Annotated in this window: 28 protein-coding genes; 22 read left to right on the top strand and 6 right to left on the bottom strand. The window is 61.8% G+C overall.

All coding sequences use genetic code 11. The features are described 5' to 3' along the window. Positions 1 to 12: 12 nt before the first annotated feature. The 9 genes from AC07NR_RS00575 (at position 13) to AC07NR_RS00535 (ending at position 8,707) form a co-directional block, all read left to right on the top strand. Positions 13 to 801 (top strand): protein phosphatase CheZ, encoded by a 789-nt coding sequence (locus AC07NR_RS00575; protein ID WP_085710486.1) that lies wholly within the window; start codon positions 13 to 15, stop codon positions 799 to 801. Between the two features lie 39 nt (positions 802 to 840). Beyond that, positions 841 to 3,126 carry a chemotaxis protein CheA gene (locus AC07NR_RS00570; RefSeq protein ID WP_192553099.1) on the top strand — a complete coding sequence of 762 codons (2,286 nt, stop codon included), beginning with the start codon at positions 841 to 843 and terminating at the stop codon, positions 3,124 to 3,126. Positions 3,127 to 3,175: 49 nt separating this feature from the next. After that, entirely contained in the window at positions 3,176 to 4,309 is a 1,134-nt protein-coding gene (locus AC07NR_RS00565; RefSeq protein WP_408987506.1) for a protein-glutamate methylesterase/protein-glutamine glutaminase, read from the top strand. Continuing rightward, the gene (locus AC07NR_RS00560; protein WP_085710490.1) at positions 4,309 to 5,049 is read left to right on the top strand and encodes a flagellar motor protein; all 741 of its coding nucleotides are present in this window, start codon (positions 4,309 to 4,311) and stop codon (positions 5,047 to 5,049) included. Before AC07NR_RS00565 ends, AC07NR_RS00560 begins: the two co-directional genes overlap by 1 nt. 12 nt (positions 5,050 to 5,061) lie before the next feature. Next, the gene (gene motD, locus AC07NR_RS00555; RefSeq protein ID WP_085710492.1) at positions 5,062 to 5,952 is read left to right on the top strand and encodes a flagellar motor protein MotD; all 891 of its coding nucleotides are present in this window, start codon (positions 5,062 to 5,064) and stop codon (positions 5,950 to 5,952) included. 43 nt (positions 5,953 to 5,995) lie between these two features. Continuing rightward, the gene (locus AC07NR_RS00550) at positions 5,996 to 6,784 is read left to right on the top strand and encodes a ParA family protein (RefSeq protein ID WP_085710493.1); all 789 of its coding nucleotides are present in this window, start codon (positions 5,996 to 5,998) and stop codon (positions 6,782 to 6,784) included. 2 nt (positions 6,785 to 6,786) lie between these two features. Further along, on the top strand, positions 6,787 to 7,740 hold the full coding sequence (locus tag AC07NR_RS00545) for a CheW domain-containing protein (protein ID WP_495077593.1): 954 nt from the start codon (positions 6,787 to 6,789) through the stop codon (positions 7,738 to 7,740). A gap of 85 nt (positions 7,741 to 7,825) precedes the next feature. Then, positions 7,826 to 8,311: a chemotaxis protein CheW gene (locus tag AC07NR_RS00540; protein WP_007959223.1), complete on the top strand. Its 486-nt coding sequence runs from the start codon at positions 7,826 to 7,828 to the stop codon at positions 8,309 to 8,311. After that, entirely contained in the window at positions 8,312 to 8,707 is a 396-nt protein-coding gene (locus AC07NR_RS00535) for a DUF2802 domain-containing protein (RefSeq protein WP_085710496.1), read from the top strand. 54 nt (positions 8,708 to 8,761) lie between these two features. Here AC07NR_RS00535 and AC07NR_RS00530 read toward each other — a convergent pair whose 3' ends face one another. Further along, complete coding sequence (locus AC07NR_RS00530) at positions 8,762 to 9,091, bottom strand: EscU/YscU/HrcU family type III secretion system export apparatus switch protein (RefSeq protein ID WP_495077592.1); 330 nt, start codon at positions 9,089 to 9,091, stop codon at positions 8,762 to 8,764. Further along, positions 9,088 to 10,662 (bottom strand): flagellar hook-length control protein FliK, encoded by a 1,575-nt coding sequence (gene fliK, locus AC07NR_RS00525; RefSeq protein ID WP_495077591.1) that lies wholly within the window; start codon positions 10,660 to 10,662, stop codon positions 9,088 to 9,090. Before fliK ends, AC07NR_RS00530 begins: the two co-directional genes overlap by 4 nt. A gap of 198 nt (positions 10,663 to 10,860) precedes the next feature. Here fliK and ccmA point away from each other — a divergent pair, with 198 nt between their 5' ends. The 10 genes from ccmA to AC07NR_RS00475 all read left to right on the top strand — a co-directional run bounded on the left by ccmA (position 10,861) and on the right by AC07NR_RS00475 (position 18,241). Further along, the gene (ccmA, locus tag AC07NR_RS00520; RefSeq protein ID WP_408987503.1) at positions 10,861 to 11,496 is read left to right on the top strand and encodes a cytochrome c biogenesis heme-transporting ATPase CcmA; all 636 of its coding nucleotides are present in this window, start codon (positions 10,861 to 10,863) and stop codon (positions 11,494 to 11,496) included. Next, on the top strand, positions 11,493 to 12,161 hold the full coding sequence (gene ccmB / locus AC07NR_RS00515; protein ID WP_085710502.1) for a heme exporter protein CcmB: 669 nt from the start codon (positions 11,493 to 11,495) through the stop codon (positions 12,159 to 12,161). Before ccmA ends, ccmB begins: the two co-directional genes overlap by 4 nt. Before the next feature lie 78 nt (positions 12,162 to 12,239). Next, on the top strand, positions 12,240 to 12,995 hold the full coding sequence (locus AC07NR_RS00510) for a heme ABC transporter permease (protein WP_085733725.1): 756 nt from the start codon (positions 12,240 to 12,242) through the stop codon (positions 12,993 to 12,995). After that, positions 12,992 to 13,168, top strand: a complete 177-nt coding sequence (ccmD, locus tag AC07NR_RS00505; protein ID WP_011333085.1) for a heme exporter protein CcmD — start codon at positions 12,992 to 12,994, stop codon at positions 13,166 to 13,168. The genes AC07NR_RS00510 and ccmD overlap by 4 nt, the downstream gene beginning before the upstream one ends. After that, complete coding sequence (gene ccmE, locus AC07NR_RS00500; protein WP_065261104.1) at positions 13,165 to 13,620, top strand: cytochrome c maturation protein CcmE; 456 nt, start codon at positions 13,165 to 13,167, stop codon at positions 13,618 to 13,620. The genes ccmD and ccmE overlap by 4 nt, the downstream gene beginning before the upstream one ends. A 3-nt stretch (positions 13,621 to 13,623) precedes the next feature. Beyond that, entirely contained in the window at positions 13,624 to 15,612 is a 1,989-nt protein-coding gene (locus tag AC07NR_RS00495; protein WP_085710503.1) for a heme lyase CcmF/NrfE family subunit, read from the top strand. Beyond that, positions 15,609 to 16,145: a DsbE family thiol:disulfide interchange protein gene (locus AC07NR_RS00490; RefSeq protein ID WP_011333088.1), complete on the top strand. Its 537-nt coding sequence runs from the start codon at positions 15,609 to 15,611 to the stop codon at positions 16,143 to 16,145. Before AC07NR_RS00495 ends, AC07NR_RS00490 begins: the two co-directional genes overlap by 4 nt. Next, the gene (locus tag AC07NR_RS00485) at positions 16,142 to 16,612 is read left to right on the top strand and encodes a cytochrome c-type biogenesis protein (RefSeq protein ID WP_495077590.1); all 471 of its coding nucleotides are present in this window, start codon (positions 16,142 to 16,144) and stop codon (positions 16,610 to 16,612) included. Before AC07NR_RS00490 ends, AC07NR_RS00485 begins: the two co-directional genes overlap by 4 nt. Then, positions 16,609 to 17,808: a c-type cytochrome biogenesis protein CcmI gene (ccmI, locus tag AC07NR_RS00480; RefSeq protein WP_495077589.1), complete on the top strand. Its 1,200-nt coding sequence runs from the start codon at positions 16,609 to 16,611 to the stop codon at positions 17,806 to 17,808. Before AC07NR_RS00485 ends, ccmI begins: the two co-directional genes overlap by 4 nt. Before the next feature lie 25 nt (positions 17,809 to 17,833). Then, complete coding sequence (locus AC07NR_RS00475) at positions 17,834 to 18,241, top strand: hypothetical protein (RefSeq protein ID WP_495077588.1); 408 nt, start codon at positions 17,834 to 17,836, stop codon at positions 18,239 to 18,241. 44 nt (positions 18,242 to 18,285) lie between these two features. Here AC07NR_RS00475 and AC07NR_RS00470 read toward each other — a convergent pair whose 3' ends face one another. Next, entirely contained in the window at positions 18,286 to 19,173 is an 888-nt protein-coding gene (locus tag AC07NR_RS00470; protein ID WP_495077587.1) for a LysR family transcriptional regulator, read from the bottom strand. Positions 19,174 to 19,347: 174 nt separating this feature from the next. Here AC07NR_RS00470 and AC07NR_RS00465 point away from each other — a divergent pair, with 174 nt between their 5' ends. Together AC07NR_RS00465 and AC07NR_RS00460 are read left to right on the top strand one after the other, a co-directional pair. Further along, positions 19,348 to 19,560 carry a type II toxin-antitoxin system HicA family toxin gene (locus tag AC07NR_RS00465; RefSeq protein WP_065261097.1) on the top strand — a complete coding sequence of 71 codons (213 nt, stop codon included), beginning with the start codon at positions 19,348 to 19,350 and terminating at the stop codon, positions 19,558 to 19,560. Next, a complete protein-coding gene (locus AC07NR_RS00460) occupies positions 19,560 to 19,964 on the top strand; it encodes a type II toxin-antitoxin system HicB family antitoxin (protein WP_114881918.1) in 405 nt (134 codons plus the stop codon). The genes AC07NR_RS00465 and AC07NR_RS00460 overlap by 1 nt, the downstream gene beginning before the upstream one ends. A 37-nt stretch (positions 19,965 to 20,001) precedes the next feature. Here the strand turns inward: AC07NR_RS00460 and AC07NR_RS00455 are convergent, their stop codons facing one another. Continuing rightward, positions 20,002 to 21,189, bottom strand: a complete 1,188-nt coding sequence (locus tag AC07NR_RS00455; protein WP_248737937.1) for an MFS transporter — start codon at positions 21,187 to 21,189, stop codon at positions 20,002 to 20,004. A 243-nt stretch (positions 21,190 to 21,432) separates the two neighbouring features. Here AC07NR_RS00455 and AC07NR_RS00450 point away from each other — a divergent pair, with 243 nt between their 5' ends. Next, the gene (locus tag AC07NR_RS00450) at positions 21,433 to 22,053 is read left to right on the top strand and encodes a hypothetical protein (RefSeq protein ID WP_495077586.1); all 621 of its coding nucleotides are present in this window, start codon (positions 21,433 to 21,435) and stop codon (positions 22,051 to 22,053) included. Positions 22,054 to 22,142: 89 nt separating this feature from the next. On the opposite strand, the gene AC07NR_RS00445 is transcribed toward AC07NR_RS00450, so the two are convergent. Next, on the bottom strand, positions 22,143 to 23,141 hold the full coding sequence (locus tag AC07NR_RS00445; RefSeq protein WP_495077585.1) for a sulfate ABC transporter substrate-binding protein: 999 nt from the start codon (positions 23,139 to 23,141) through the stop codon (positions 22,143 to 22,145). A 104-nt stretch (positions 23,142 to 23,245) separates the two neighbouring features. Next, positions 23,246 to 24,070 carry an ion transporter gene (locus AC07NR_RS00440; protein WP_134825907.1) on the bottom strand — a complete coding sequence of 275 codons (825 nt, stop codon included), beginning with the start codon at positions 24,068 to 24,070 and terminating at the stop codon, positions 23,246 to 23,248. Positions 24,071 to 24,078 lie beyond the last annotated feature (8 nt).

Below are 24,078 nucleotides of genomic sequence, written 5' to 3'. Positions count from 1 at the left end.
CGCGGGGGAGCTATGGAGCATAAAGAATCTTCACAGGGCGACTTCGAGTCGACGCTGAAAAAACACGCGGTCGAACTGGTCGAAAGCCTTGAAAAAGGCAGGTTCGGCGACGCTGTGCAACTGATCCATGAGCTCAATCAGACCCGTGACCGTGGCCTGTACCAGGAAGTCGGCAAGCTCACGCGCGAACTGCACAGTGCAATCGTCAACTTCCAGATCGACCCGCACATGCCGCAGGCCGAGGAAGTGTCGCAGATCACTGATGCGACCGAGCGCCTGGGCTATGTGGTCAAGCTGACCGAAGCTGCGGCCAACCGCACCATGGATCTGGTGGAAAGCGCCACGCCGGTGGTCAATGGTCTGGCTGATGAAGCCCAGGCGTTGAGTGCCGACTGGGGACGTTTCATGCGCCGCGAAGTCGGGGCTGAAGAGTTCCGCGAACTGGCGCGTCGGGTCGACGGTTTTCTGTCACGCAGCAGCGCGGACAACCGCGCGGTGTCGAGCAACCTCAACGACATCCTGCTGGCCCAGGATTACCAGGACCTCACCGGTCAGGTGATCAAGCGCGTGACCCAACTGGTCACCGAAGTCGAAAGCAATTTGCTCAAACTCGTCCTTATGGCCAGTCAGGTTGACCGCTTTGCGGGCATCGAACATGACCGTGCGGCGATGCTCGCTGAAAAAGATCCACAAAAACATCTCTCGCAGGGTGAAGGTCCGCAGATTCATGCCGATAAACGAGAAGACGTTGTGTCCGGTCAGGACGATGTGGACGATTTGCTATCCAGCCTTGGATTTTGAGTTTTTTTGGGTTTTTAGACCTGTAGGAGCACCCCATTAATGAGCTTCGGCGCCGATGAAGAGATCCTTCAGGATTTCCTGGTTGAGGCCGGCGAGATTCTTGAGCAACTGTCCGAACAACTGGTCGAGCTGGAAAGCCGCCCGGATGACGCAGATCTGCTCAACGCAATTTTTCGCGGTTTCCACACTGTAAAAGGGGGCGCCGGCTTCCTTCAGCTCAATGAGCTGGTGGAGTGCTGTCACATCGCCGAAAACGTGTTCGACATCCTGCGCAAGGGTGAACGTCGCGTAGATGCAGAACTGATGGACGTGGTGCTCGAAGCGCTGGACGCGGTGAACAGCATGTTCAGCGAAGTCCGCGACCGCAGCCCGATTACCGCTGCAACTCCGGAACTGCTGGCCGCCCTGGCGCGCCTGGCCGAACCGCAATCGGCGGATGAGGCTCCGGCTTCGCCTGTGGCCGAGATGATCGAAGAGCTGGTCGTTGAAAACGAAACCGGCGACTCCGGCGACATCACCGATAACGAATTTGAACAGTTGCTGGACTCGCTGAACGCCGTCAAGGCCGAAGCCGAAGCCCCGGCGGCTGCCGCTGCGCCGGCTTCCGACGAAGCGGCCAGCGATGAAATCACCGACGCCGAGTTCGAGTCGCTGCTCGACCAGTTGCACGGCAAGGGCCAGTTCGCGGCGGACGCCGTGGCACCGGCTGCCGCTGCGCCTGCGGCTCCGGCGGCGGGCGACAGCTCGGACATCACCGACGACGAATTCGAAGCCTTGCTCGATCAGTTGCACGGCAAGGGTAACTTTGCTGTCGATGCGCTGGAGTCGGCGATTGCGTCCGTCCCTTCGAATGCAAATGCTGCTCCGGCAGCGGCTGCAGCCGGTAGCGATCTGATCACCGACCACGAGTTCGAATCGCTGCTCGACGATCTGCATGGCAAAGGCAAGTTCACTGACGTTGCCACCGGTGCCGTCGTGACGGCCGGCAATGCTTCTGCTGTTGCAGCGCCTGCTGCCAAGGCCCCGGCCGCTGCGGCGAAACCTGCTGCAAAAGCGCCTGAGCCTAAAGCCGAACCGGCCAAACCGGCTGCCGCTGCTGCACCGGCTCCGGCCCGTGCTCCGGCGACTCCGCCACCGGAAAAACCGGCGAGCGAAGCCGAGACCACCGTGCGTGTGGACACCGCGCGTCTCGACGAAATCATGAACATGGTCGGCGAGCTGGTACTGGTGCGTAACCGTCTGGTGCGTCTGGGCCTGAACAGCGGCGACGAGTCGATGCAGAAGGCCGTGTCGAACCTCGACGTGGTTACCGCCGACCTGCAGACCGCTGTCATGAAGACCCGGATGCAGCCGATCAAGAAAGTCTTCGGCCGCTTCCCGCGTCTGGTTCGCGACCTCGCGCGTCAGCTCAAGAAAGAGATCAACCTGGAACTGGTGGGCGAAGAGACCGACCTCGACAAGAACCTCGTCGAGGCGCTGGCCGACCCGCTGGTCCACTTGGTGCGCAATGCGGTCGACCACGGCATCGAGTCGCCGGAAGAACGCGAAGCCTCGGGCAAGGCCCGTGGCGGCAAAGTGATCCTGGCCGCCGAGCAGGAAGGCGACCACATCCTGCTGTCGATCTCCGACGACGGCAAAGGCATGGACCCGAACGTCCTGCGCGCCATCGCCGTGAAACGCGGCGTGATGGACAAGGATGCCGCCGACCGTCTGAGCGACACCGAGTGCTACAACCTGATTTTCGCCCCGGGTTTCTCGACCAAGACCGAGATCTCCGACGTGTCCGGCCGTGGTGTCGGCATGGACGTGGTGAAGACCAAGATTTCCCAGCTCAACGGTTCGATCAACATCTACTCGACCAAGGGCGCCGGCTCGAAGATCGTCATCAAGGTACCGCTGACGCTGGCGATCATGCCGACCCTGATGGTGATGCTCGGCAACCAGGCGTTCGCGTTCCCGCTGGTGAACGTCAACGAAATCTTCCACCTCGACCTGTCGACCACCAACGTGGTGGACGGCCAGGAAGTGGTGATCGTGCGGGACAAGGCGCTGCCATTGTTCTACCTCAAGCGCTGGCTGGTCAGCTCCGCCGCTCACGAAGAGCAGCGCGAAGGCCATGTGGTGATCCTTTCGGTGGGCACCCAGCGGATCGGCTTCGTCGTCGATCAACTGGTCGGCCAGGAAGAAGTGGTCATCAAGCCATTGGGCAAAATGCTGCAGGGAACCCCGGGCATGTCCGGCGCCACCATTACCGGTGACGGCCGCATTGCGCTGATTCTCGATGTTCCAAGCATGCTCAAGCGTTACGCCGCACGGCGTATTTGAATCCGGGGCGGCGGGGCGACAACGTCCCGCTGCACCTAATGGAGTGTTTATGGCAGTCAAAGTCCTGGTGGTGGACGATTCGGGTTTTTTCCGCCGCCGCGTCTCGGAAATTCTTTCAGCGGATCCGAGCATCCAGGTTGTCGGTACGGCAACCAACGGTAAAGAGGCGATCGATCAGGCCCTGGCCCTCAAGCCGGACGTGATCACCATGGACTACGAGATGCCGATGATGGATGGCATCACGGCGGTGCGGCACATCATGCAGCGCTGCCCGACCCCGGTGTTGATGTTCTCCTCGCTGACCCATGAAGGCGCCCGGGTGACCCTGGATGCGCTGGATGCCGGCGCGGTGGATTTCCTGCCGAAGAATTTCGAAGACATTTCCCGCAATCCGGAGAAGGTCAAGCAACTGCTGTGCGAGAAGGTGCACAGCATCTCGCGCAGCAACCGTCGTTTCAGTGCCTACAGTGCGCCGGCGCCAGCCGCTGCACCAACGCCTGCACCGGCTCCGGCGCCAACATCAAGCTTTGGCAGCCACAGTGCACCGGCTCGTCCGGCACCCGCGCCTGCACCGGCTCGCGCTCCGGCAGCCAGCGCTTCGTCGCCGGCGCCGAAACGCAAGGCCTACAAGCTGGTGGCGATCGGCACCTCGACCGGTGGCCCGGTTGCGCTGCAGCGGGTTCTGACTCAGTTGCCGGCCAACTTCCCGGCACCAATCGTGCTGATCCAGCACATGCCGGCCGCCTTCACCAAGGCCTTCGCCGAGCGTCTGGACAAGCTGTGCCGCATCAGCGTCAAGGAAGCCGAGGATGGCGACATCCTGCGTCCGGGCCTGGCGCTGCTGGCGCCGGGTGGCAAGCAGATGATGATCGACGGCCGTGGCGCGGTGAAAATCCTGCCGGGCGACGAGCGTCTGAACTACAAGCCTTGCGTGGACATCACCTTCGGTTCCGCCGCGAAATCCTACAGCGACAAAGTTCTGGCGGTCGTACTGACCGGCATGGGCGCCGATGGTCGCGAAGGCGCGCGTCTGCTCAAGCAGGGCGGCAGCACCGTCTGGGCCCAGGACGAAGCCAGCTGCGTGATCTACGGCATGCCGATGGCGATCGTCAAAGCTGACCTCGCGGATGCGGTGTACGGTCTGGACGATATCGGCAAGCACATCGTCGAGGCGTGTATCTGATGGATGTTCTAAGCCTTATCGGGATCATCATGGCGTTTGTCGCCATCATCGGCGGCAACTTCCTTGAAGGCGGTCACCTCGGCGCACTGGCCAACGGCCCGGCGGCGCTGATCGTGCTTGGCGGGACCATCGGTGCCGCCTTGCTGCAATCGCCGATGAGCGCGTTCAAGCGTGCCATGCAGATTCTGGCCTGGATCTTTTTTCCGCCCCGTGTGGATCTGGCCGGCGGCATCGACCGTGTCGTCAACTGGAGCCTCACCGCGCGCAAGGAAGGTCTGCTGGGCCTGGAAGGCGTGGCGGATGCCGAACCTGACGCCTACTCGCGCAAGGGCCTGCAACTGCTGGTCGACGGCGCCGAGCCGGAAGCGATCCGCAGCATTCTCGAAGTGGATTTCTACACCCAGGAAGCCCGCGACATCGAAGCCGCCAAGGTCTTTGAAAGCATGGGCGGCTACGCGCCGACCATCGGTATCATCGGTGCGGTGATGGGCCTGATCCACGTGATGGGCAACCTGGCCGATCCGTCGCAACTGGGCAACGGCATCGCCGTGGCATTCGTCGCCACCATCTACGGTGTGGCCAGTGCCAACCTGGTGTTGCTGCCGGTTGCAGCCAAGCTCAAGTCAATTGCGTTGCGGCAGTCGCGTTATCGCGAAATGTTGTTGGAAGGTATTTTGTCGATCGCTGAAGGTGAAAACCCACGCTCCATCGAGTTGAAGCTTCAGGGCTTCATGGATTAAGGGACTAACCTCATGGCACGTCGTCGCCAGCATGAAGAGCACGTAAACCATGAACGTTGGCTGGTTTCCTACGCCGACTTCATCACCTTGCTCTTTGCCTTTTTCGTGGTGATGTACTCCATCTCGTCGATCAACGAAGGCAAGTACAAGGTCATCTCCGAAGCGCTGATCGGGGTCTTCACCGACTCCGACCGCTCGCTCAAGCCGATCCCGATCGGTGAAGAACGCCCGAAAACCGTGACCCCGGCCAAGCCGCTGGTCAAGGACAGCGAGCAGGTCGATGCCGGCATTGCCGGGGCCAGCGATCCGCTGAAAAGCATCGCCGACGATATCAGCGCCGCGTTCGGCGACCTGATCGCAAGCAACCAGATGACCGTGCGCGGCAACGAGCTGTGGGTCGAGATCGAACTCAACTCCAGCCTGTTGTTCGGCAGCGGTGATGCGATGCCGAGCGATATCGCATTCAACATCATCGACAAGGTCGCGGCGATCCTCAAACCGTTCGACAACCCGATCCACGTCGAAGGCTTCACCGACGACCAGCCGATCCGCACCGCGCAGTACCCGACCAACTGGGAGCTGTCCTCGGCGCGTTCGGCGAGCATCGTGCGCATGCTGGCGATGCAGGGCGTCAACCCTGGCCGCATGGCCTCGGTGGGTTACGGCGAATTCCAGCCGGTGGCCAACAACGCCACCGCCGAAGGCCGGGCGAAGAACCGTCGCGTGGTGCTGGTGGTGTCGCGCAATCTTGATGTGCGCCGCAGCCTGACCGGCACCGGAACCGCCAATGCAACACCGGACGCCGCGTTGAAGCGTGCTGGCACACAAACTGCACCGACCCCGGTCAAGACGCCGGGACGCGAGAGTGCCGTCAATTCTCCGTCGCCCGCATTAATACGCTGAGCCATGTCTCGGCCGAGCATCTCGGTCGGGAGGAACAATCCGAATGAGAGTCTGGGCAGTCGCCAATCAAAAGGGTGGTGTTGGTAAAACCACTTCTTCCATCGCTTTAGCCGGTTTGCTGGCAGAGGCGGGCAAACGCGTGGTCGTGGTCGATCTCGACCCGCACGGCTCGATGACCAGCTATTTCGGCTACGACCCCGACAGCCTGGAACACAGCAACTACGACCTGTTTCTGCACAAGGGCAGTGTGCCGCAAGGCTTGCCGGGCCAGTTGCTGCTGTCCACCAGCGATGAACGCATTTCCCTGTTGCCGTCCAGCACCGCGCTGGCCACCCTTGAGCGTCAGTCGCCGGGGCAGAGTGGCCTGGGCCTGGTGATCGCCAAGAGTCTGGCGCAGCTGTGGCAGGACTTCGATTACGCGATCATCGACAGCCCGCCGTTGCTCGGCGTGCTGATGGTCAACGCCCTGGCCGCGAGCCAGCAACTGGTGATCCCGGTGCAGACCGAACACCTGGCCGTCAAAGGCCTGGAGCGCATGGTCAATACGCTGGCGATGATCAACCGCTCGCGCAAACAGGCGCTGCCGTTCAGCATCGTGCCGACCCTGTTCGACCGCCGCACCCAGGCGTCGATGGGCACCTTGCGCGTGCTGCGTGACAAATTCCCCGAGGAGATCTGGCAGGGTTACATCCCGGTCGATACTCGTCTGCGCGATGCCAGCCGTGCCGGTGTCACGCCTTCGCAATTCGACGGCAAGAGCCGTGGCGTGCTGGCTTACCGCGCGCTGCTCAAGCATCTGCTGGCGCAGCAACTCGTTCCGCAGGTGGCCTGAGCATGAATCGGCCGATCAAGCTGACATCGAAGCCGCAACTGGCGCTGCAGTCCTATCTGGACGGCTTGCTGCAGGAAGTGACGGACGAGGTCGAGCAGGAAATCGCAGCGCCGGTCGAGGTGGTCGAGAACGCCGCCGTACTCGATGAATTCCAGGCCGCCGTGCTTGAAGAGCAGGCCCGGGATGCGCAGCAAGCCGCCCGGCCGGTCGCCCCGGTTGCAGCGCCTGCCGCTGTGGTAGCAAAGGCACCTGCAACTTTGATCAAAGAGCCTGAGCCGGTGCGCGTGGTCTCGACGCTGGCACCGCTGCTGCAAACCCAACTTCTGCAAACGCCTCCGGTTCCGGCGGCGCCAGCGCCCGAGCCTGAAGCGCCTGCTCCAGCCCCGGTCGAGCCGACTCTGGTTGCGCCGCTGGTCGAAGTGCATCTGCCGCCGAGCAATACGCCGCCACCGGTGGAAACCGACGGTCGCCCGGCCTGGGCGTCGGAAGCCTTCGAATGCCTGCTGTTCGACGTGGCCGGGTTGACCCTGGCCGTGCCGCTGGTGTGCCTCGGCTCGATCTATTCGCTGGCCGGCCATGAGCTGACGCCGCTGTTCGGTCAGCCGGAATGGTTCCTCGGCATCCTGCCAAGCCAGGCCGGCAACCTGAAGGTGCTGGACACCGCACGCTGGGTCATGCCGGATCGCTATCGCGATGACTTCCGTCAGGGCCTGCAATACGTGATTTCGGTACAAGGTTACGAGTGGGGGCTGGCGGTGCATCAGGTCAGCCGCTCGTTGCGCCTGGACCCGAATGAAATCAAATGGAGAAGTCACCGGGGTCAGCGGCCATGGCTCGCGGGCACGGTGATTGAACACATGTGCGCCTTGCTCGATGTTTCCGCACTGGCCGAGCTGATCGCCAGCGGTGGGGCAAAGCACATGTCCGGCAGTAAGCCGAACCACAAACCGACATAACACTTACATAACAGACAGCACCGGCATACGCATGGCGGCGCACAGAACACACACCGCCAGGCGCGGTTTTTCGAGGGGCTAGGGTATGAACGACAAGGCTACTGCGGCAAAGGGTTCCGAAGATCCGATCCTGCAATGGGTGACCTTCAAGCTGGACAACGAAACCTACGGCATCAACGTGATGCGCGTTCAGGAAGTCCTGCGCTACACCGAGATCGCTCCGGTTCCGGGTGCACCAAGCTACGTGCTGGGCATCATCAACCTGCGCGGCAACGTGGTGACCGTGATCGACACCCGTCAGCGCTTCGGCCTGATGAGCGGCGAGATCAGCGACAACACCCGTATCGTCATCATCGAAGCCGACAAGCAAGTGGTCGGCATCATGGTCGACAGCGTGGCTGAAGTGGTTTACCTGCGTCAGTCGGAAATCGAGACCGCACCGAACGTCGGTAACGAAGAGTCGGCCAAGTTCATCCAGGGCGTGTGCAACAAGAACAACGAGTTGCTCATCCTGGTCGAGCTGGACAAGATGATGAGCGAAGAAGAATGGTCGGAACTGGAGAATATCTGATTGATTCTCGAGGTAGCGGTCATTGTCCTGTTCCTGTTCTGGGCAGGCACGCTGGCGATGTTCCTGGCGTACATCAAGGCGCAGCGCGTGATCGCTGCGCAACAGGCCCAGGGCGATGCGCTGCGTGACCAGCGCATCAAGGACCTGGCCAAGCGTGTCGACGATTACCAGAACGGCAACGTGCGCATGGGCGAAGCCCTGCACGAGCTGCGCGCGGTCGTCAGTCCGATCCCGGACAAGATCACCCAGCTCGAACAGCGCGATCCTTCCAGCTTGTCATTCGCTCAGGCGGCGAAACTGGTGGGGATGGGCGCGAGTGTCGATGAGCTGACTCAGTCCTGCGGGTTGACCCAGGCTGAGGCGGAGTTGATGCGCAAGTTGCACAGAAGCAGCTGAGAGTTTCGAGCGGAACAAAAAAATCGCAGTCGATGACTGCGATTTTTTTTGCCTTCAGTAATCGTCGCCGCGCTCGGTGATGTCCTTCTCGACCATCGGTGCATCCGGATCATGTCCTTGCGGGAACTTGCCCTTGAGGTTCCAGGCAAACGCGATGATCTCGGCAATCGTCAGGTACAGCTCCTGCGGGATGCTGTCGCCCAGCTCCATGCGTGCCAGCAACTTGACCAGTTCGGCGTTCTCGTAGATCGGCACTTCACAGTCGCGGGCGATGCGCAGGATTTCCTCGGCCAGTTCGTCGTCGCCCTTGGCGGTGAGGGTCGGGGCGTGGCTGCCGTCGTACTTGAGGGCGATGGCCTGGCGTGGTGCAGTGGAATCGTTCATGCGGTTTCGTCGACCCAGCGGTGTTCGAGACGGGTTTGGATGCCTTGCGGCGGGGTGCCGAGGTGGCAGTCGAGATCGCCGACGTTGAGTCCGCGATCCAGCAGGCGTTGGCGCAGTGCGGCCAGATTGGTTTCGATCAGGTCGGCAGTGTACGGCCGTTCGGCCCATAGCTGGCTCGACAGGCTGCCGTTGATCAGTTGCGCCTGAACCTGCATCGGCCCCAGCGGTTCCATGTCGAAGGCCAGATCGACGCGCCACAGTTGCTGTTTGGTTTCGCGCTCGCTGTCACGGCGGTCGTTCTGTTTTTCTTCTTGCGGCGCTTCTTCGCGCTGGAACTTGACCTGCAACGGCACGATGTCCTGCAGGTTGCGCATCGGGATTTCCAGTTGCCAGGTGCTGAGCAGACGCCCGTCGTCGGTCACGCCGGTCTGTTCCAGGCTCGACAGTTGATGGCTTTGCAGGCGCGAGACAGCGGCGGCGGCCAGGCGCAGCAGGTGTTCCAGATCGCCTTCACCTTCCAGGCTTTGCAGCAGCCGGTCCGGCAGCGGGAAGCTGCTCGGCACCGGTTTGGCGCTGACCTGGCCGAGCATGCCGAGGGCATTGCGCACGAAGCTTGGCATCGCCTGGGCCAGGGTGTTGGCGGCGATGATCGCATTGAGATTGGTATTGCCGGGCAGACCGGGGGTGAGTTGCGCGATCAGCTTGAGCAGGTCGCCTTTCATGTCCGGGGTCAGCGTCGGGTTTTGCCCGGCGAGCAATTTGGCTTCAAGAAACGCGCCGCTGTTGAGCAGGGCCTGGGCCAGGCCTTTGGGTGTACTCAGTTGCTCGACGTCCGGCAGGTTCGCCAGCAGCCGGTCCACGGCCGCGCGCAGATCACTGGAGGTCTGATCGTCGGCGGGCGGCAGGCTCTGGAGCATTTTCAGCAAGCCATCCAGCGAACCCTGGCGGCTTTGCTGGCTGACCAGTTGCTGACTGACCGCCAGTTGTTCCTGGCGATTGCTCAGCGGCAGGAATTTCAGGGTCTGGGAATCCTGCACCAGCGCCGACAGCAGGGTGCCGATGCGCAACGGCTGCGGGCTGTCGAGGCTCAGGGTACTTCCGCTCAATACCGTGTTGAGCAGGCTGACCGTCGAGCGGAACACCGTCGGCTGCCCCGGCACCTGCGGCAACGCCTGATTGGTCAGCACCTTGCCTTGCAGCAGCGTACCGACTGGCAATTGCGCGGTATCGATGCGGGTGAGGGTGGCGACAGCCGTGGCGATGGCCTGTTGCACGGTAACCGCCAGATTGCCCGCCGACGGCTGGGTGACCGCCAGGTTGGTGCCTTGCGGCAGCGGCAGGGGACTGGTCGCCTGTACGGTGGTCTGACGGCCGCCGTCGAGGGTGACCTTGAGCAGTACCTGAAAGGCCTGGTCCGCCGGTTTCAGCGACAACACCTCGGCCTTGGCGCTCTGACCGGCGGCAATCAGCCCGTCCATCGGCGTCAGCAACTTGAGCAGCTCACCCACCTGCGGACGAGCGGTCGCCGGGGTGGTGGGCGGGAGCGGGAGGATGTTCATTTCGCCTGTCATACGCGGACACAACCTGAGGAAAATGCACTCGGGAGAGCAGGGGACGCCATGTATAATGCCGCCCGTCCTTCCGTTCGTTCAAAAAAACATAGCAATTGTTTGACCCAGCTCTCTGGATTGAGCCGTCATTGCATTTATGCTGCAACTCTTTAACGGCCGCCCCAGAGCCGACTTGAACCGTATAAGGCCCGTGAACCCTTGACCAGCCCTGTCCTGCAAACCGTCGGCCTCGCCTGTGAGCGCGATCTCAGACTGCTCTTCGAGAATCTCGAATTGAGACTGGCCAGTGGCGATATGGTGCAGATCAGCGGTCCCAACGGCAGCGGCAAGACCAGTCTCTTGCGCCTGCTGGCCGGCCTGATGCAACCGACCGACGGTCAGGTGCTGCTCAACGGTCAACCCCTGGCCGAGCAACGCAGCGAGCTGGCGCGCAACCTGCTGTGGATCGGCCATGCTGCCGGGATCAAGGACTTGCTCACCCCGGAAGAAAACCTCGCCTGGCTCTGCGCCCTGCATCAACCCGCCGGACGCGAGGCGATCTGGCAGGCACTGGCGGCGGTTGGATTGCGCGGTTTTGAAGATGTTCCCTGTCATAGCCTGTCCGCCGGTCAGCAGCGTCGCGTGGCACTGGCGCGGTTGTATCTGGACAGTCCGCCGCTGTGGATTCTCGATGAACCCTTCACTGCGCTGGACAAACAAGGCGTGGCGCAGCTCGAAGAACACCTGGCCAAACACTGCGAGCAGGGCGGTCTGGTGGTGTTGACCACTCACCACACGCTGAGCCGGATGCCGGCCGGTTATCGCGACATCGATCTGGGGAACTGGGCAGTATGAGTGTGTTCGGCCTGCTGGTTGCCCGTGAGTCCCGACTGCTGTTCCGCCGCCCGGCGGAGCTGGCCAATCCGCTGATTTTCTTCGCCATCGTCATCGCATTGTTCCCGCTGGCCGTCGGACCGGAAACTCAAGTATTGCAAAACTTGTCCCCGGGGTTAGTCTGGGTGGCGGCGCTTTTGTCGGTCCTGCTCTCGCTGGACGGGCTTTTCCGCAGTGATTTCGAAGACGGGTCCCTTGAACAGTGGGTCCTTTCGCCGCACCCCCTGCCACTTCTGGTGTTGGCCAAGGTGCTGGCACACTGGCTTTTTTCCGGGCTGGCACTGGTTTTGCTCTCGCCGTTACTGGCGTTGATGCTCGGGTTGCCGGCTGCGTGTCTGCCGGTATTGCTGCTTTCGTTGTTGCTGGGTACACCGGTGCTGAGCTTGCTCGGCGCGGTGGGCGCGGCGCTGACGGTCGGTCTGAAACGCGGTGGCCTGTTGCTGGCGCTGCTGATTCTGCCGTTGTACATCCCGGTGTTGATCCTCGGCAGTGGCGCCTTGCAGGCGGCGCTGCAGGGCATGCCGGCGACGGGTTATCTGTTGTGGCTTGGCAGCCTGACCGCCCTGGCGATAACCCTGACACCTTTTGCAATAGCTGCTGGCCTGAAGATCAGCGTCGGCGAATAATGAGGTCTGGTTAAAATTTAACCAGCAAAGACCCTGAGACTGCTCACACCGATGAGCGGCACCCGTGATGGAAACAGTATGAACTGGACCTGGTTTCACAAGCTCGGCTCGCCCAAGTGGTTCTACGGCATCAGCAGCAAATTCCTGCCGTGGCTGAGCATTGCAGCGTTGCTGCTGATCGCTGTCGGCGTCGTTTGGGGCCTGGCCTTCGCGCCGCCGGACTATCAGCAAGGCAACAGCTTTCGCATCATCTACATCCACGTTCCCGCCGCGATGCTCGCCCAGTCGATCTACGTGATGCTGGCGGTGTGCGGTGTGGTCGGGCTGGTGTGGAAGATGAAACTGGCCGACGTCGCCCTGCAATGTGCCGCACCGATCGGCGCGTGGATGACCGCCGTGGCGCTGGTCACCGGGGCGATCTGGGGCAAGCCGACCTGGGGTTCGTGGTGGGTCTGGGACGCGCGGCTGACCTCGATGCTGATTCTGCTGTTCCTGTACTTCGGCGTGATCGCCCTGGGCAACGCCATCAGCAACCGCGACAGCGCCGCCAAGGCCTGCGCGGTGCTGGCCATCGTCGGCGTGATCAACATCCCGATCATCAAATACTCGGTGGAGTGGTGGAACACCCTGCACCAGGGCGCGACCTTCACCCTCACCGAAAAACCGGCGATGCCCGCCGAAATGTGGCTACCGCTGCTGCTGACCGTGCTGGGTTTCTACTGTTTCTTCGGCGCCGTGCTGTTGCTGCGCATGCGCCTTGAAGTGCTCAAGCGCGAAGCCCGCGCCAGTTGGGTGAAAGAAGAAGTGCAGAACAGCCTGGAGGCCGCTCGATGAGTTTCGCGTCATTCGGCGACTTCCTCGCCATGGGCCATCACGGCCTGTACGTCTGGTCGGCCTACGGCATCTGTCTGGCGGTACTGATCCTCAACGTGGCGGCGCCGATTGCGGCCCGCAAGCGTTATCTGCAACAAGAGGCGCGTCGTCTGCGCCGGGAGAACGGCAAGTGAATCCGCTGCGCAAAAAGCGTCTTATCATCATTCTGGCGATTCTGGTCGGGGTCGGCGCTGCCGTCGGCCTGGCCCTGAGCGCCCTGCAGCAGAACATCAACCTGTTTTACACCCCGACCCAGATCGCCAACGGCGAAGCGCCGCAGGACACCCGCATCCGTGCGGGCGGCATGGTCGAGAAAGGTTCGCTGCAACGTTCCCCGGATTCCCTGGACGTGAAATTCGTGGTCACTGACTTCAACAAATCCGTGACCATCACCTATCGTGGAATCCTGCCGGACCTGTTCCGCGAAGGGCAGGGCATCGTCGCACTGGGCAAGCTCAACGCCGACGGCGTCGTAGTGGCCGATGAAGTGCTGGCCAAGCACGACGAGAAATACATGCCGCCGGAAGTGACCAAGGCCCTGAAGGACAGCGGTCAATCCGCGCCAACCCAAGCGAAGGAGGGTTGATCGATGACGTCCACCATTTTCATTCCCGAGCTTGGCCATCTGGCGATGATTCTGGCGCTGTGTTTCGCGCTGGTGCAGGCCGTGGTGCCGTTGCTCGGTGCCTGGCGCGGCGACCGTCTGTGGATGGGCCTCGCCCAGCCGGCAGCGTGGGGGCAGTTCGCGTTCCTGCTGTTCGCCTTCGGCGTCCTGACCTACGCGTTCATGACCGACGATTTCTCCGTGGCCTACGTCGCGATGAACTCCAACAGCGCGCTGCCGTGGTACTACAAGTTCAGCGCCGTGTGGGGCGCCCACGAAGGTTCTCTGCTGCTTTGGGCTTTGATCCTCGGCGGCTGGACTTTCGCGGTGTCGGTGTTCTCCCGGCAGTTGCCGCAAGTCATGCTCGCCCGCGTGCTGGCGGTGATGGGCATGATCAGCACCGGTTTCCTGTTGTTCCTGATCCTGACTTCAAACCCGTTTTCGCGGATCCTGCCGCAGATCCCGGCCGACGGTCGTGACCTCAATCCGTTGCTGCAGGACATCGGTCTGATCGTGCATCCGCCGATGCTGTACATGGGCTACGTCGGTTTCTCGGTGGCCTTCGCGTTTGCCATCGCCGCACTGCTCGGTGGTCGACTCGATGCCGCGTGGGCGCGCTGGTCGCGTCCGTGGACCATCGTTGCCTGGGCTTTCCTCGGCATCGGCATCACCCTGGGTTCGTGGTGGGCTTACTACGAACTCGGCTGGGGCGGCTGGTGGTTCTGGGACCCGGTGGAAAACGCCTCGTTCATGCCTTGGCTGGTGGGCACGGCGCTAATCCACTCGCTGGCGGTCACGGAAAAACGTGGCGTGTTCAAGAGCTGGACGGTGTTGCTGGCGATTGCGGCGTTCTCTCTGAGCCTGCTCGGCACCTTCCTCGTACGTTCCGGTGTGCTGACCTCGGTGCACGCGTTTGCCTCGGATCCTGAGCGCGGCGTATTCATCCTGATCTTCCTGCTGTTCGTGGTCGGCGGTTCGCTGACGCTGTTTGCCTTGCGCGCCCCGGTGGTCAAGAGCCAGGTCGGTTTCAACCTGTGGTCGCGGGAAACCCTGCTGCTGGGCAACAACCTGGTGCTGGTGGTGGCCGCGTCGATGATCCTGCTCGGCACGCTGTACCCGCTGATTCTCGATGCGATCAGCGGCGCCAAGCTGTCGGTCGGTCCACCGTATTTCAACGCGTTGTTCATTCCGTTGATGGCCTTGCTGATGGTGGTGATGGCGGTCGGTGTGATCGTGCGTTGGAAAGATACGCCGGTGAAATGGCTGGCCAACATGCTGACCCCGGTGCTGCTGGGCAGCGTCGCCCTGGCAGTCGTTGCCGGTGTCGCCTACGGCGATTTCAACTGGGCGGTGATCGCGACCTTCCTGCTGGCGGCATGGGTGTTGCTGGCCGGTGTGCGCGACATCTTCGACAAGACCCGCCACAAAGGCCTGATCAAAGGCCTGCCGACCCTGACCCGCAGCTACTGGGGCATGCAACTGGCCCACATCGGTATCGCCGTGTGTGCGCTGGGCGTGGTGTTGTCGAGTCAGAACAGTGCCGAGCGCGACCTGCGTCTGGCGCCGGGCGAGTCGATGGAACTGGCCGGTTATCAGTTCGTGTTCGAAGGTGCCAAACACTTCGAAGGCCCGAATTTCACCTCTGACAAAGGCACCATCCGGGTGATCCGTGATGGCCGCGAAGTCAGCGTGCTGCACCCGGAAAAACGCCTGTACACCGTGCAGAGTTCGATGATGACCGAAGCCGGCATCGACGCCGGTTTCACTCGCGACCTCTACGTTGCTCTGGGTGAACCACTGGGCGACGGCGCCTGGGCGGTGCGGGTGCATGTGAAACCGTTTGTGCGCTGGATCTGGTTCGGCGGTCTGCTGACCGGTCTGGGCGGGATGCTGGCAGCGCTGGACCGGCGTTACCGGGTCAAGGTCAAAGCCAAGGTGCGTGAAGCGCTGGGCATGGAAGGAGCCGCTGCATGAGACGTTGGTTGATGCTGGTGCCGCTGGCGATTTTCCTGCTGGTGGCAGTATTTCTTTATCGCGGTCTGTACCTGGATCCGGCGGAGCTGCCGTCGGCGATGATCGGCAAACCGTTCCCGGAGTTTTCACTGCCGGCGGTGCAGGGCGATAAGACCCTGACCAAGGCTGACATCCTCGGCAAACCGGCGCTGGTCAACGTCTGGGGCACCTGGTGCATTTCCTGCCGGGTCGAGCATCCGGTGCTGAACAAACTCGCCGAGCGCGGCGTGGTGATCTACGGCATCAACTACAAGGACACCAACGCCGATGCGTTGAAGTGGCTGGCCGAATTCCACAACCCGTATCAACTGGACATCCGCGATGACGAAGGCTCCCTGGGCCTGAACCTCGGTGTCTACGGCGCGCCGGAAACCTTCTTCATCGACGCCAAGGGCATCATCCGCGACAAGTACGTCGGCGTGATCGACGAGCAGGTCTGGCGCGAAAAACTGGCGGCCAAGTATCAGGCACTGGTCGACGAGGCCAAGCCATGAAGCGTTTTATTGCTGCCGTGGTACTGGGGCTGAGTCTGGCCGGTGTGGCCCATGCCGCCATCGATACCTATGAGTTCGCCAAAGAGGGCGATCGCGAGCGTTTCCGCGAGCTGACCAAGGAACTGCGCTGCCCCAAGTGCCAGAACCAGGACATTGCCGACTCCAACGCGCCGATTGCCGCCGACCTGCGCAAAGAGATTTTCCGCATGCTCGGCGAGGGCAAGGACAATCAGCAGATCATCGACTTCATGGTCGACCGCTACGGTGATTTCGTCCGCTACAAACCGGCGCTGAATGCCAAGACCGCGCTGCTGTGGTTCGGCCCGGCGGGATTGTTGCTCGGCGGTTTTGCCGTCATCGCCGTAATCGTCCGTCGCCGTCGCGGGCAACGCGCCGAGACTCCGCAATCGCTGTCCCCCGAAGAGCGTCAGCGCCTCGACCAACTGTTGGATAAAAACCAAGAATGATTGATTTCTGGCTTGCCGCAGGGCTGTTGCTTCTGGTCGCCCTGAGTTTTCTGCTGATCCCCGTTCTGCGTGAGCGTCGCGCCCAGCGTGAAGAAGATCGGACTGCCCTGAACGTTGCGCTGTATCAGGAGCGCGTCGCCGAACTGCAATCGCAGCAGGCTGAAGGAGTTCTTGATGCCGCGCAAATGGACAGCGGCCGCGCCGAAGCCGCGCGCGAACTGCTGGCCGATACCGAAGGCGTGGCGCCGACCCGGGTTTCGAAGCTGGGCAAGCCGTTGCCGTTGCTGGCAGCGTTGCTGGTGCCGGTATTGGGCCTCGGTCTGTACCTGCATTTCGGTGCTGCCGACAAAGTCGAGCTGACCCGCGAGTTCGCTCAGGCACCGCAGTCGATGGAAGAGATGACCCGGCGGCTGGAGCGCGCCGTGGCCGCGCAACCGGATTCCGCCGAAGGCCTGTATTTCCTCGGTCGTACCTACATGGCTCAGGATCGTCCGGCGGACGCGGCGAAGATGTTCGAGCGCGCCGCCAACCTGGCCGGTCGTCAGCCAGAACTGCTCGGCCAGTGGGCGCAGGCGCAGTACTTCGCCGATGGCAAGAAGTGGTCGGACAAGATCCAGGCCTTGACCGACGAAGCGCTGAAGGCTGATCCGAAAGAAGTCACCAGCCTCGGCCTGCTCGGTATCGCCGCGTTCGAAGGCGAGCGCTATCAGCAAGCTATCGACTACTGGAACCGCTTGCTGGAGCAACTGCCGGCGAATGACAAATCCCGCGAAGCCCTGCAGGGCGGTATCGCGCGAGCGACCGAGAAACTTGAAGCCAGCGGCGGCAAGGTGGCTCAGGCGCCAGTGGCGAAAACTGCATTGCTGAAGGTCAGCGTCGATCTGGCCAGCGAACTCAAGGGCAAGGTGCAACCGGGTGACAGTGTGTTCATCTTCGCCCGCGCCGTTTCCGGTCCTCCAGCGCCGTTGGCCGCCAAGCGTCTGACCGTCGCTGACCTGCCGGTAACCGTCGAGCTGGGCGATGCCGACGCGATGATGCCGCAGTTGAAACTGTCGAACTTTCCTGAAGTCCAACTGGTTGCGCGCGTCTCCCGTGCCGGTCAGCCGACCGCCGGTGAGTGGGTAGGCCGCAGCGGGCCTCTGGCCAGCAGCACCACCGCGCCACAAAAACTGACCATCGACAGCCCGGACAAATAGCCGGAACCATCAGGAACGCACCGCCATGAACGCCATCGCCCGAATCACAGTCCTCACACTGGCCCTGGGTTTGAGCGCATGTGCGGTGCAACGGCCGGAGCCGACGACACGGCTGCCGCCAATCCCGCCGTCACAGCCGAGCCCGACCCCGTCGACCACTCCGACGCCGGGCAAACCGGGCATCCCGGCCAAACCCTCGAAACCCGCCCCGCGCACCTCGGCAAGCTTCGCCCCGCCACCGGGCGGCAACAGCCACTGGGATCAGAAACTGGGCGTGTACGTGCTGGATGACCAGCCCAACACCTTCTACCGCCAGCGCACCTACTACCGCTGGAACAACGGCTGGAGCCGCTCGATCAGCCCGAACGGACCGTGGGAAGACACCAATATCCACGGCGTACCGGCGGGGTTGGGCAAGCAGTTCGGGGAGTAATGAAAAACGGCGATCTTTGGATCGCCGTTTTGCTGTGTGGGTTTTTACAACGCTCGCGCCAACAACCCCTGCACATATTCAACAAACACCCGCGCCTTGGCGCTGGCCATCCTGCCCGTGGGAAACACCGCCCACAGCTCCTGCTTCGGCAACACCCAGTCGCCCATGACAGCCTTCACTGCGCCACTGGCCAGTTCCGGTGCAAACATCCACTCCGAGCCGAGTCCCAGACCCTGATGAGTGAGGACCGCTTCACGCAATCCTTCGGCGGCGCTGACACGCAGGCGGCCATTGACGGTCACGGACTGCTCTTCGCCATCCCTGTTGAAGTGCCAGGTCGCACCACCGCCACGGTGGTAGATGACGGCGCGGTGTTGGCTCAGATCGGCAGGGCAGGCAGGTTCACCGTGACTGGCGAAGTAGGCCGGGGTGCCAACGATGACACGCCGGCATTCGGCGATCTTGCGCACGGTCAGGCCTGAGTCGCTGAGCGGGCCCAGGCGCAGGGCGACGTCGATGCCTTCCTCCACGAGGTTGATGTTCTGGTCATCGAGCAACAGATCGACATTGAGTTGCGGGTGCTGATCAAGGAACGGCCCGAGATGAGGCACCACATGCATCCGACCGAAGGTCACGGCAGTGCTGACCCGCAGATTTCCGCTCAGGCCGCCCGCTACGCCACGGGCAGCGTTGTCGGCCTCGTCGGCTTCTTCGAGCGCACGCCTGGCTCGTTCGAAAAATGCCAGCCCGGCCTCGGTCGGCGTCAGGCCTCGGGTCGAGCGCAACAGCAGGCGCACGCCGAGGCGGGTTTCGAGTTGGGCGATGGTTTTCGACACGGCGGGCTGGCCGATATCCAGTCGCCGGGCTGCGGCGGAAAACGAGCCGGTTTCCACGACGTAAACGAAGGTTTCCATGGCGGCGAGGCGGTCCATCGGTGGTCCTTGAGAATAGAGAGGAGCAAGCATGACAGCCGAGTTTAATCGGGTCCGAGGACAGTGCATCAATCACATGCTGCAAAACAACCGAACGTCGTCCTGCGGATTTCTGTGCTTGAGTAAAGATAACTCTAGAGTTACTTTTATTGGGCCGAAGCAAGGAGGCGGTTGGTGCAGAGCAGGTTATTGATCAAGGAGCTGGAGGAAGCAGGCTGGACGCTGGATCGGATTACCGGCAGTCATCACATCTTCACGCACCGTTACAACCCTTACACGATTCCCGTTCCTCATCCGAAGAAGGATTTGCCGGTCGGGACGGTCAAGAGCATCAGGAGGCGCGCCGGGTTATACAACCCGCCAGCCAGTGACACAGGAGATTCGTAATGCAATACCCAATCTGCATCGAGTGGGGCGACGAGAACACCGCCATCGGTATTCAGATCCCCGATATTCCCGGCGCGGTAACGGCCGGTGATACGTTTGAGGATGCCTACAACGCAGCCGTCGAGATTGCCCACATCATGCTGCAGGAGATCGCGGCGGATGGTGATCCGATTCCGATGCCGACCTCGGCGGCCACCCACCGCAACAACCCGGAATTTGCCGACATGGGCTGGGGCATGCTGGAGCTGGACATTTCGCCGTACATGGGCAAGACCGAGAAGGTCAACGTGACCTTGCCCGGTTATGTCATCCAGCGGATCGACCGTTATGTGCGCGAGCACAACGTCAAAAGCCGTTCATCCTTTCTGGCGGATGCTGCCATGGAAAAACTGGTCCGGCATTGAGCGTCGGGCGCTGCCGGTTGGCAGCGCCTCACACCTTTCAAGCAGTCGCCATCACTGCTTTCTGGGAAGCACTCAAAAACCGCACCAGCGCCAGCAGCGGGAACGCACTGCCAACAATCACGATCCACAACCAGCCCCCATGCTCGTACACCGCACTGGCCACCGACGAGCCGAAGGCGCCGCCGATGAAGATGCTGGTCATGTACAGCGCGTTGAGGCGGCCACGGCTTTTGGCGTCGAGGGAGTAGACCGCACGCTGGCCGAGCACCATGTTCATCTGCACGCAGAAGTCGAGTACCACGCCGGTAACGGCCAGGCCGATCACGCTGTAGGCCGGGTGGATGAAGGCGGGCAGGAAGCTCAGGCTGGCGAACAGCATGGCCAACAGCGAGGCGACGCGGGTGTGGCCGGCGTCGGCCAGGCGTCCGCTGATCGGGGCGGCGATGGCACCGATGGCGCCGACCAGGGCGAAGATCGCGATTTCACTCTGTGACAGGCCATGGTTGCGAGCCAGTTCCAGCGGCACGGCGGTCCAGAACAGGCTGAAGGTGGCGAACATGCAGGCCTGGTAGAACGCCCGCTGACGCAGCACCGGTTGCTGGCGCAGCAGCGTCCACAGCGAGCCGATCAACTGACCGTAGGAAGCGCTGTGATCCGGTTGGCGCTTGGGCACGGTCAGGGCCAGCACGATGCTGATCGCCGCCATCAACGCCGCCGCGATCATGAACATGGCCCGCCAGCCGAAATGGTCGGCAACGACGCTCGACACCGGCCGTGCCAGCAGAATGCCCAGCAGCAGACCACCCATGATCCCGCCGACCACCCGGCCACGGGATTCCTCCGGCGCCAGATGTGCCGCCAGCGGAATCAGGATCTGCACCGACACCGAACTGAAACCCACCAGCAGCGAAATCAACAGGAACACATTGGGCTGATCGGTAAACGCCGCCCCCAGCAGACTGGCAATCGCCACCACGGTGGTGATGATCATCAGACGGCGGTTTTCCAGCAGATCCGCCAGCGGCACCAGGAAGAACAGGCCCAGCGCATAACCGATCTGGGTCAGCGACACGATGAAGCTGGCCATGGTGTCGGTCAGGCCGATGTCCGGCGCGATCAGGCCGATGATCGGCTGGGCGTAGTAGATGTTGGCAACGATGGCGCCGCAGCAGAAAGCGAACAGCAGCACCATGCCTCGGGTCATTGCGTGAGTTGTGGCGGTCATAGGGTTTCTCGATCCAGCGAAAAGGAATGCGGTGAGGCTAAGGGACGAAACGGGCGGGCGGTAGAAGCCCTGGATCGATATCAGTTATTCCGTTGCGGAATAGATCGCGTCGAACAATCCGTCGTCCATCGGCGAACCTTGCGTCCGACCGAAGAGGGGCGATGATACATTCACTTACATCTTGTTCGATAGCGTGCTTATGTTGCGTCTGGATTTCCATGTGCACTCAACGGGAGGAATGCGATGTTTCGTCAGCTGCTTCGCCACACCACGACTCTTTTGATGGTCGGCGTACTGAGTGCCGGTAGCGTCTACGCCGGCGAAGCCCCGGGCATGCGCATGGGCATACGCGGCGAAATCACCGGAGTCGGCTCCGACTCCCTCAAGGTGCACGTCAACACGGGCGAAAATGTGATGGTCCAGTTGACCCCGGACACCAAGGTCCGCGCCGTCACCCTGGCCAACATCGAAGACATCAAGCCCGGCAGTTACATCGGTTCGGCAGCCATTCCCCAGGAGGATGGCACGCTCAAGGCGCTGGAGGTTCACGTCTTCCCGCCGGAGCTGGCCGGCAGCGGCGATGGCCACCGGCCGTTCGACCTGGCCAAGGGCAGCAGCATGACCAATGGCAGCGTCGGCGATCTGGTGGTGAGCAACGGCCGGGTGCTGACCGTCAACTACAAGGGCGGCCAGCAGAAGATCCTGGTGCCGGAGGACGTGCCGATCGTCAACCTGACGCCGGGGGATCGCAGCTTGCTCAAGGTTGGCGTGAAGATTGTGACCTTCGTGACCCAGAGCGCGGACGGCACATTGACCGCGCAATCGATTTCGGCGGGTAAGGATGGTGTGAAACCACCGATGTAATAGTCCTCACCCTCTCCCAAAGGGAGAGGGGATTTTGCCCACAAAAAAGGCGACCTCTTCAGGTCGCCTTTTTCATGTCAGCTCACGCCTTACTGGCCGTTGTAGATCTGGTCGAAGATCCCGCCGTCGTTGAAGTGGGTCTTCTGCACGGTGCGCCAGTCACCGAAGGTTTTCTCGACCGACAGGAAGTCAACTTTCGGGAAACGGTCGGTGTATTTGGCCAGTACCGCCGGGTCACGTGGACGCAGGTAGTTGGCGGCCGCAATTTCCTGGCCTTCCGGCGACCACAGGTACTTCAGGTATTCCTCGGCGGCGGCGCGGGAGCCTTTCTTCTCGACGACTTTATCGACCACCGATACAGGCGGCTCGGCTTCGGCGGAGACGCTTGGGTAGATGACTTCGAACTGGTCGCGGCCGAACTCGCGGGCGATCATTTCAGCTTCGTTCTCGAAGGTCACCAGCACGTCACCGATCTGGTTGGTCATGAACGTGGTGGTGGCGGCGCGGCCACCGGTATCCAGCACTGGCGCCTGCTTGAACAGCTTGCCGACGAAGTCTTTCGCCTTGTTCTCGTCACCACCGTTTTTCAGCACGTAGCCCCAGGCCGACAGGTAGGTGTAGCGGCCGTTACCCGAGGTTTTCGGGTTCGGCACGATCACTTGCACGCCGTCCTTGAGCAGGTCTGGCCAGTCTTTCAGGGCTTTCGGGTTGCCCTTGCGCACGATGAACACGGTGGCCGAGGTGAATGGCGCGCTGTTGTTCGGCAGGCGGGTGACCCAGTTCTCCGGGACCAGTTTGCCGTTGTCGGCCAGGGCGTTGATGTCGGTGGCCATGTTCATGGTGATGACATCGGCCGGCAAACCGTCGATCACCGAGCGGGCTTGCTTGCTCGAACCGCCGAAAGACATCTGCACCGTGATGTTTTCGTTGTGTTCGGCCTGCCAGTGTTTCTGGAACGCAGTGTTGTAGTCCTTGTAGAAATCGCGCATCACGTCGTAGGAAACGTTAAGCAGGGTCGGTGCGGCCTGAGCCACGCTGCCGAAGGCAAGACCAACGGCGAGAAGTGAGGCGCCAAAGAGTTTTTTCACTGCGCATTCCTTGTTCTGTGGGGGTGTTTTTACAAAGGTGAGGCCATTTGCCAGCGACTATAGCGGGGCGCGCATAGTCGCTTAAAGATTAAAAAGAACTTTGCTTATTCCATTTTCTTGAACAACGCGTTGCCACAACGGGAGCAGAACGAGGCTTCGTGTTCATGGCTGTTTTTCTTGCACACCGGGCAATCGTGCTGCAGCTGACCGCCGCGCATGGCGGTGGCCAGTTCGGCGGTGAAAATCCCGGTGGGCACGGCGATGATCGAATAACCGGTGATCATCACCAGCGACGAAATCACCTGGCCCAGAATGGTCCTCGGCACGATGTCGCCGTAACCCACGGTGGTCAGGGTCACGATAGCCCAATAGATGCCTTTTGGAATGCTGGTGAAGCCATGTTCCGGGCCTTCGACCACGTACATCAGGGTGCCGAACACCGTGACCAGGGTGCAGACGCTGAGCAGGAACACGAGGATCTTCTGCTTGCTGCCGCGCAGGGCGTCGAGCAGGTAATGCGCCTGCTTCAGGTACGGGCCGAGCTTGAGCACACGGAAGATCCGCAGCATCCGGATCACCCGGATGATCAGCAGGTACTGGGCATCGCTGTAATACAACGCGAGGATGCCGGGCACGATCGCCAGCAAATCCACCAGCCCGTAGAAACTGAAGGCGTAGCGCAACGGTTTGGGCGAGCAATACAGGCGCAGCAGGTACTCGCCGAGAAAGATGACGGTGAAGCCCCACTCGATGTACGCCAGCACATCGGCGTAGTTCTGGTGGACGTCATCGATGCTGTCGAGGATCACCGTCACCAGACTGGCCAGGATGATCAGCAGCAGGGTCTTGTCGAAACGGCGGCCGGCCACCGTATCGGTCTGAAAGATGATCACGTACAGGCGATCACGCCACGTGTTGTTGCCGTTCATGCGAATCG

The organism is Pseudomonas sp. GW821-FHT09C09 (assembly GCF_059418105.1).
This window is presented reverse-complemented; position numbering and strand designations above follow the sequence as displayed.

Excerpts from the sequence above, each read along its gene's own strand:
- AC07NR_RS00510 (WP_085733725.1), top strand. The coding sequence starts at position 12,240 with ATGAACTGGACCTGGTTTCACAAGCTCGGCTCGCCCAAGTGGTTCTAC.
- AC07NR_RS00575 (WP_085710486.1), top strand. The coding sequence starts at position 13 with ATGGAGCATAAAGAATCTTCACAGGGCGACTTCGAGTCGACGCTGAAA.
- AC07NR_RS00470 (WP_495077587.1), bottom strand. The coding sequence starts at position 19,173 with ATGGACCGCCTCGCCGCCATGGAAACCTTCGTTTACGTCGTGGAAACC.
- AC07NR_RS00530 (WP_495077592.1), bottom strand. The coding sequence starts at position 9,091 with ATGAACGATTCCACTGCACCACGCCAGGCCATCGCCCTCAAGTACGAC.
- AC07NR_RS00550 (WP_085710493.1), top strand. The coding sequence starts at position 5,996 with ATGAGAGTCTGGGCAGTCGCCAATCAAAAGGGTGGTGTTGGTAAAACC.
- AC07NR_RS00495 (WP_085710503.1), top strand. The coding sequence starts at position 13,624 with ATGACGTCCACCATTTTCATTCCCGAGCTTGGCCATCTGGCGATGATT.
- AC07NR_RS00485 (WP_495077590.1), top strand. The coding sequence starts at position 16,142 with ATGAAGCGTTTTATTGCTGCCGTGGTACTGGGGCTGAGTCTGGCCGGT.
- motD (WP_085710492.1), top strand. The coding sequence starts at position 5,062 with ATGGCACGTCGTCGCCAGCATGAAGAGCACGTAAACCATGAACGTTGG.
- AC07NR_RS00440 (WP_134825907.1), bottom strand. The coding sequence starts at position 24,070 with ATGAACGGCAACAACACGTGGCGTGATCGCCTGTACGTGATCATCTTT.
- AC07NR_RS00450 (WP_495077586.1), top strand. The coding sequence starts at position 21,433 with ATGTTTCGTCAGCTGCTTCGCCACACCACGACTCTTTTGATGGTCGGC.
- AC07NR_RS00540 (WP_007959223.1), top strand. The coding sequence starts at position 7,826 with ATGAACGACAAGGCTACTGCGGCAAAGGGTTCCGAAGATCCGATCCTG.
- AC07NR_RS00455 (WP_248737937.1), bottom strand. The coding sequence starts at position 21,189 with ATGACCGCCACAACTCACGCAATGACCCGAGGCATGGTGCTGCTGTTC.
- AC07NR_RS00570 (WP_192553099.1), top strand. The coding sequence starts at position 841 with ATGAGCTTCGGCGCCGATGAAGAGATCCTTCAGGATTTCCTGGTTGAG.
- ccmD (WP_011333085.1), top strand. The coding sequence starts at position 12,992 with ATGAGTTTCGCGTCATTCGGCGACTTCCTCGCCATGGGCCATCACGGC.
- AC07NR_RS00545 (WP_495077593.1), top strand. The coding sequence starts at position 6,787 with ATGAATCGGCCGATCAAGCTGACATCGAAGCCGCAACTGGCGCTGCAG.
- ccmB (WP_085710502.1), top strand. The coding sequence starts at position 11,493 with ATGAGTGTGTTCGGCCTGCTGGTTGCCCGTGAGTCCCGACTGCTGTTC.
- AC07NR_RS00490 (WP_011333088.1), top strand. The coding sequence starts at position 15,609 with ATGAGACGTTGGTTGATGCTGGTGCCGCTGGCGATTTTCCTGCTGGTG.
- AC07NR_RS00460 (WP_114881918.1), top strand. The coding sequence starts at position 19,560 with ATGCAATACCCAATCTGCATCGAGTGGGGCGACGAGAACACCGCCATC.
- ccmI (WP_495077589.1), top strand. The coding sequence starts at position 16,609 with ATGATTGATTTCTGGCTTGCCGCAGGGCTGTTGCTTCTGGTCGCCCTG.
- fliK (WP_495077591.1), bottom strand. The coding sequence starts at position 10,662 with ATGACAGGCGAAATGAACATCCTCCCGCTCCCGCCCACCACCCCGGCG.
- AC07NR_RS00475 (WP_495077588.1), top strand. The coding sequence starts at position 17,834 with ATGAACGCCATCGCCCGAATCACAGTCCTCACACTGGCCCTGGGTTTG.
- AC07NR_RS00565 (WP_408987506.1), top strand. The coding sequence starts at position 3,176 with ATGGCAGTCAAAGTCCTGGTGGTGGACGATTCGGGTTTTTTCCGCCGC.
- AC07NR_RS00560 (WP_085710490.1), top strand. The coding sequence starts at position 4,309 with ATGGATGTTCTAAGCCTTATCGGGATCATCATGGCGTTTGTCGCCATC.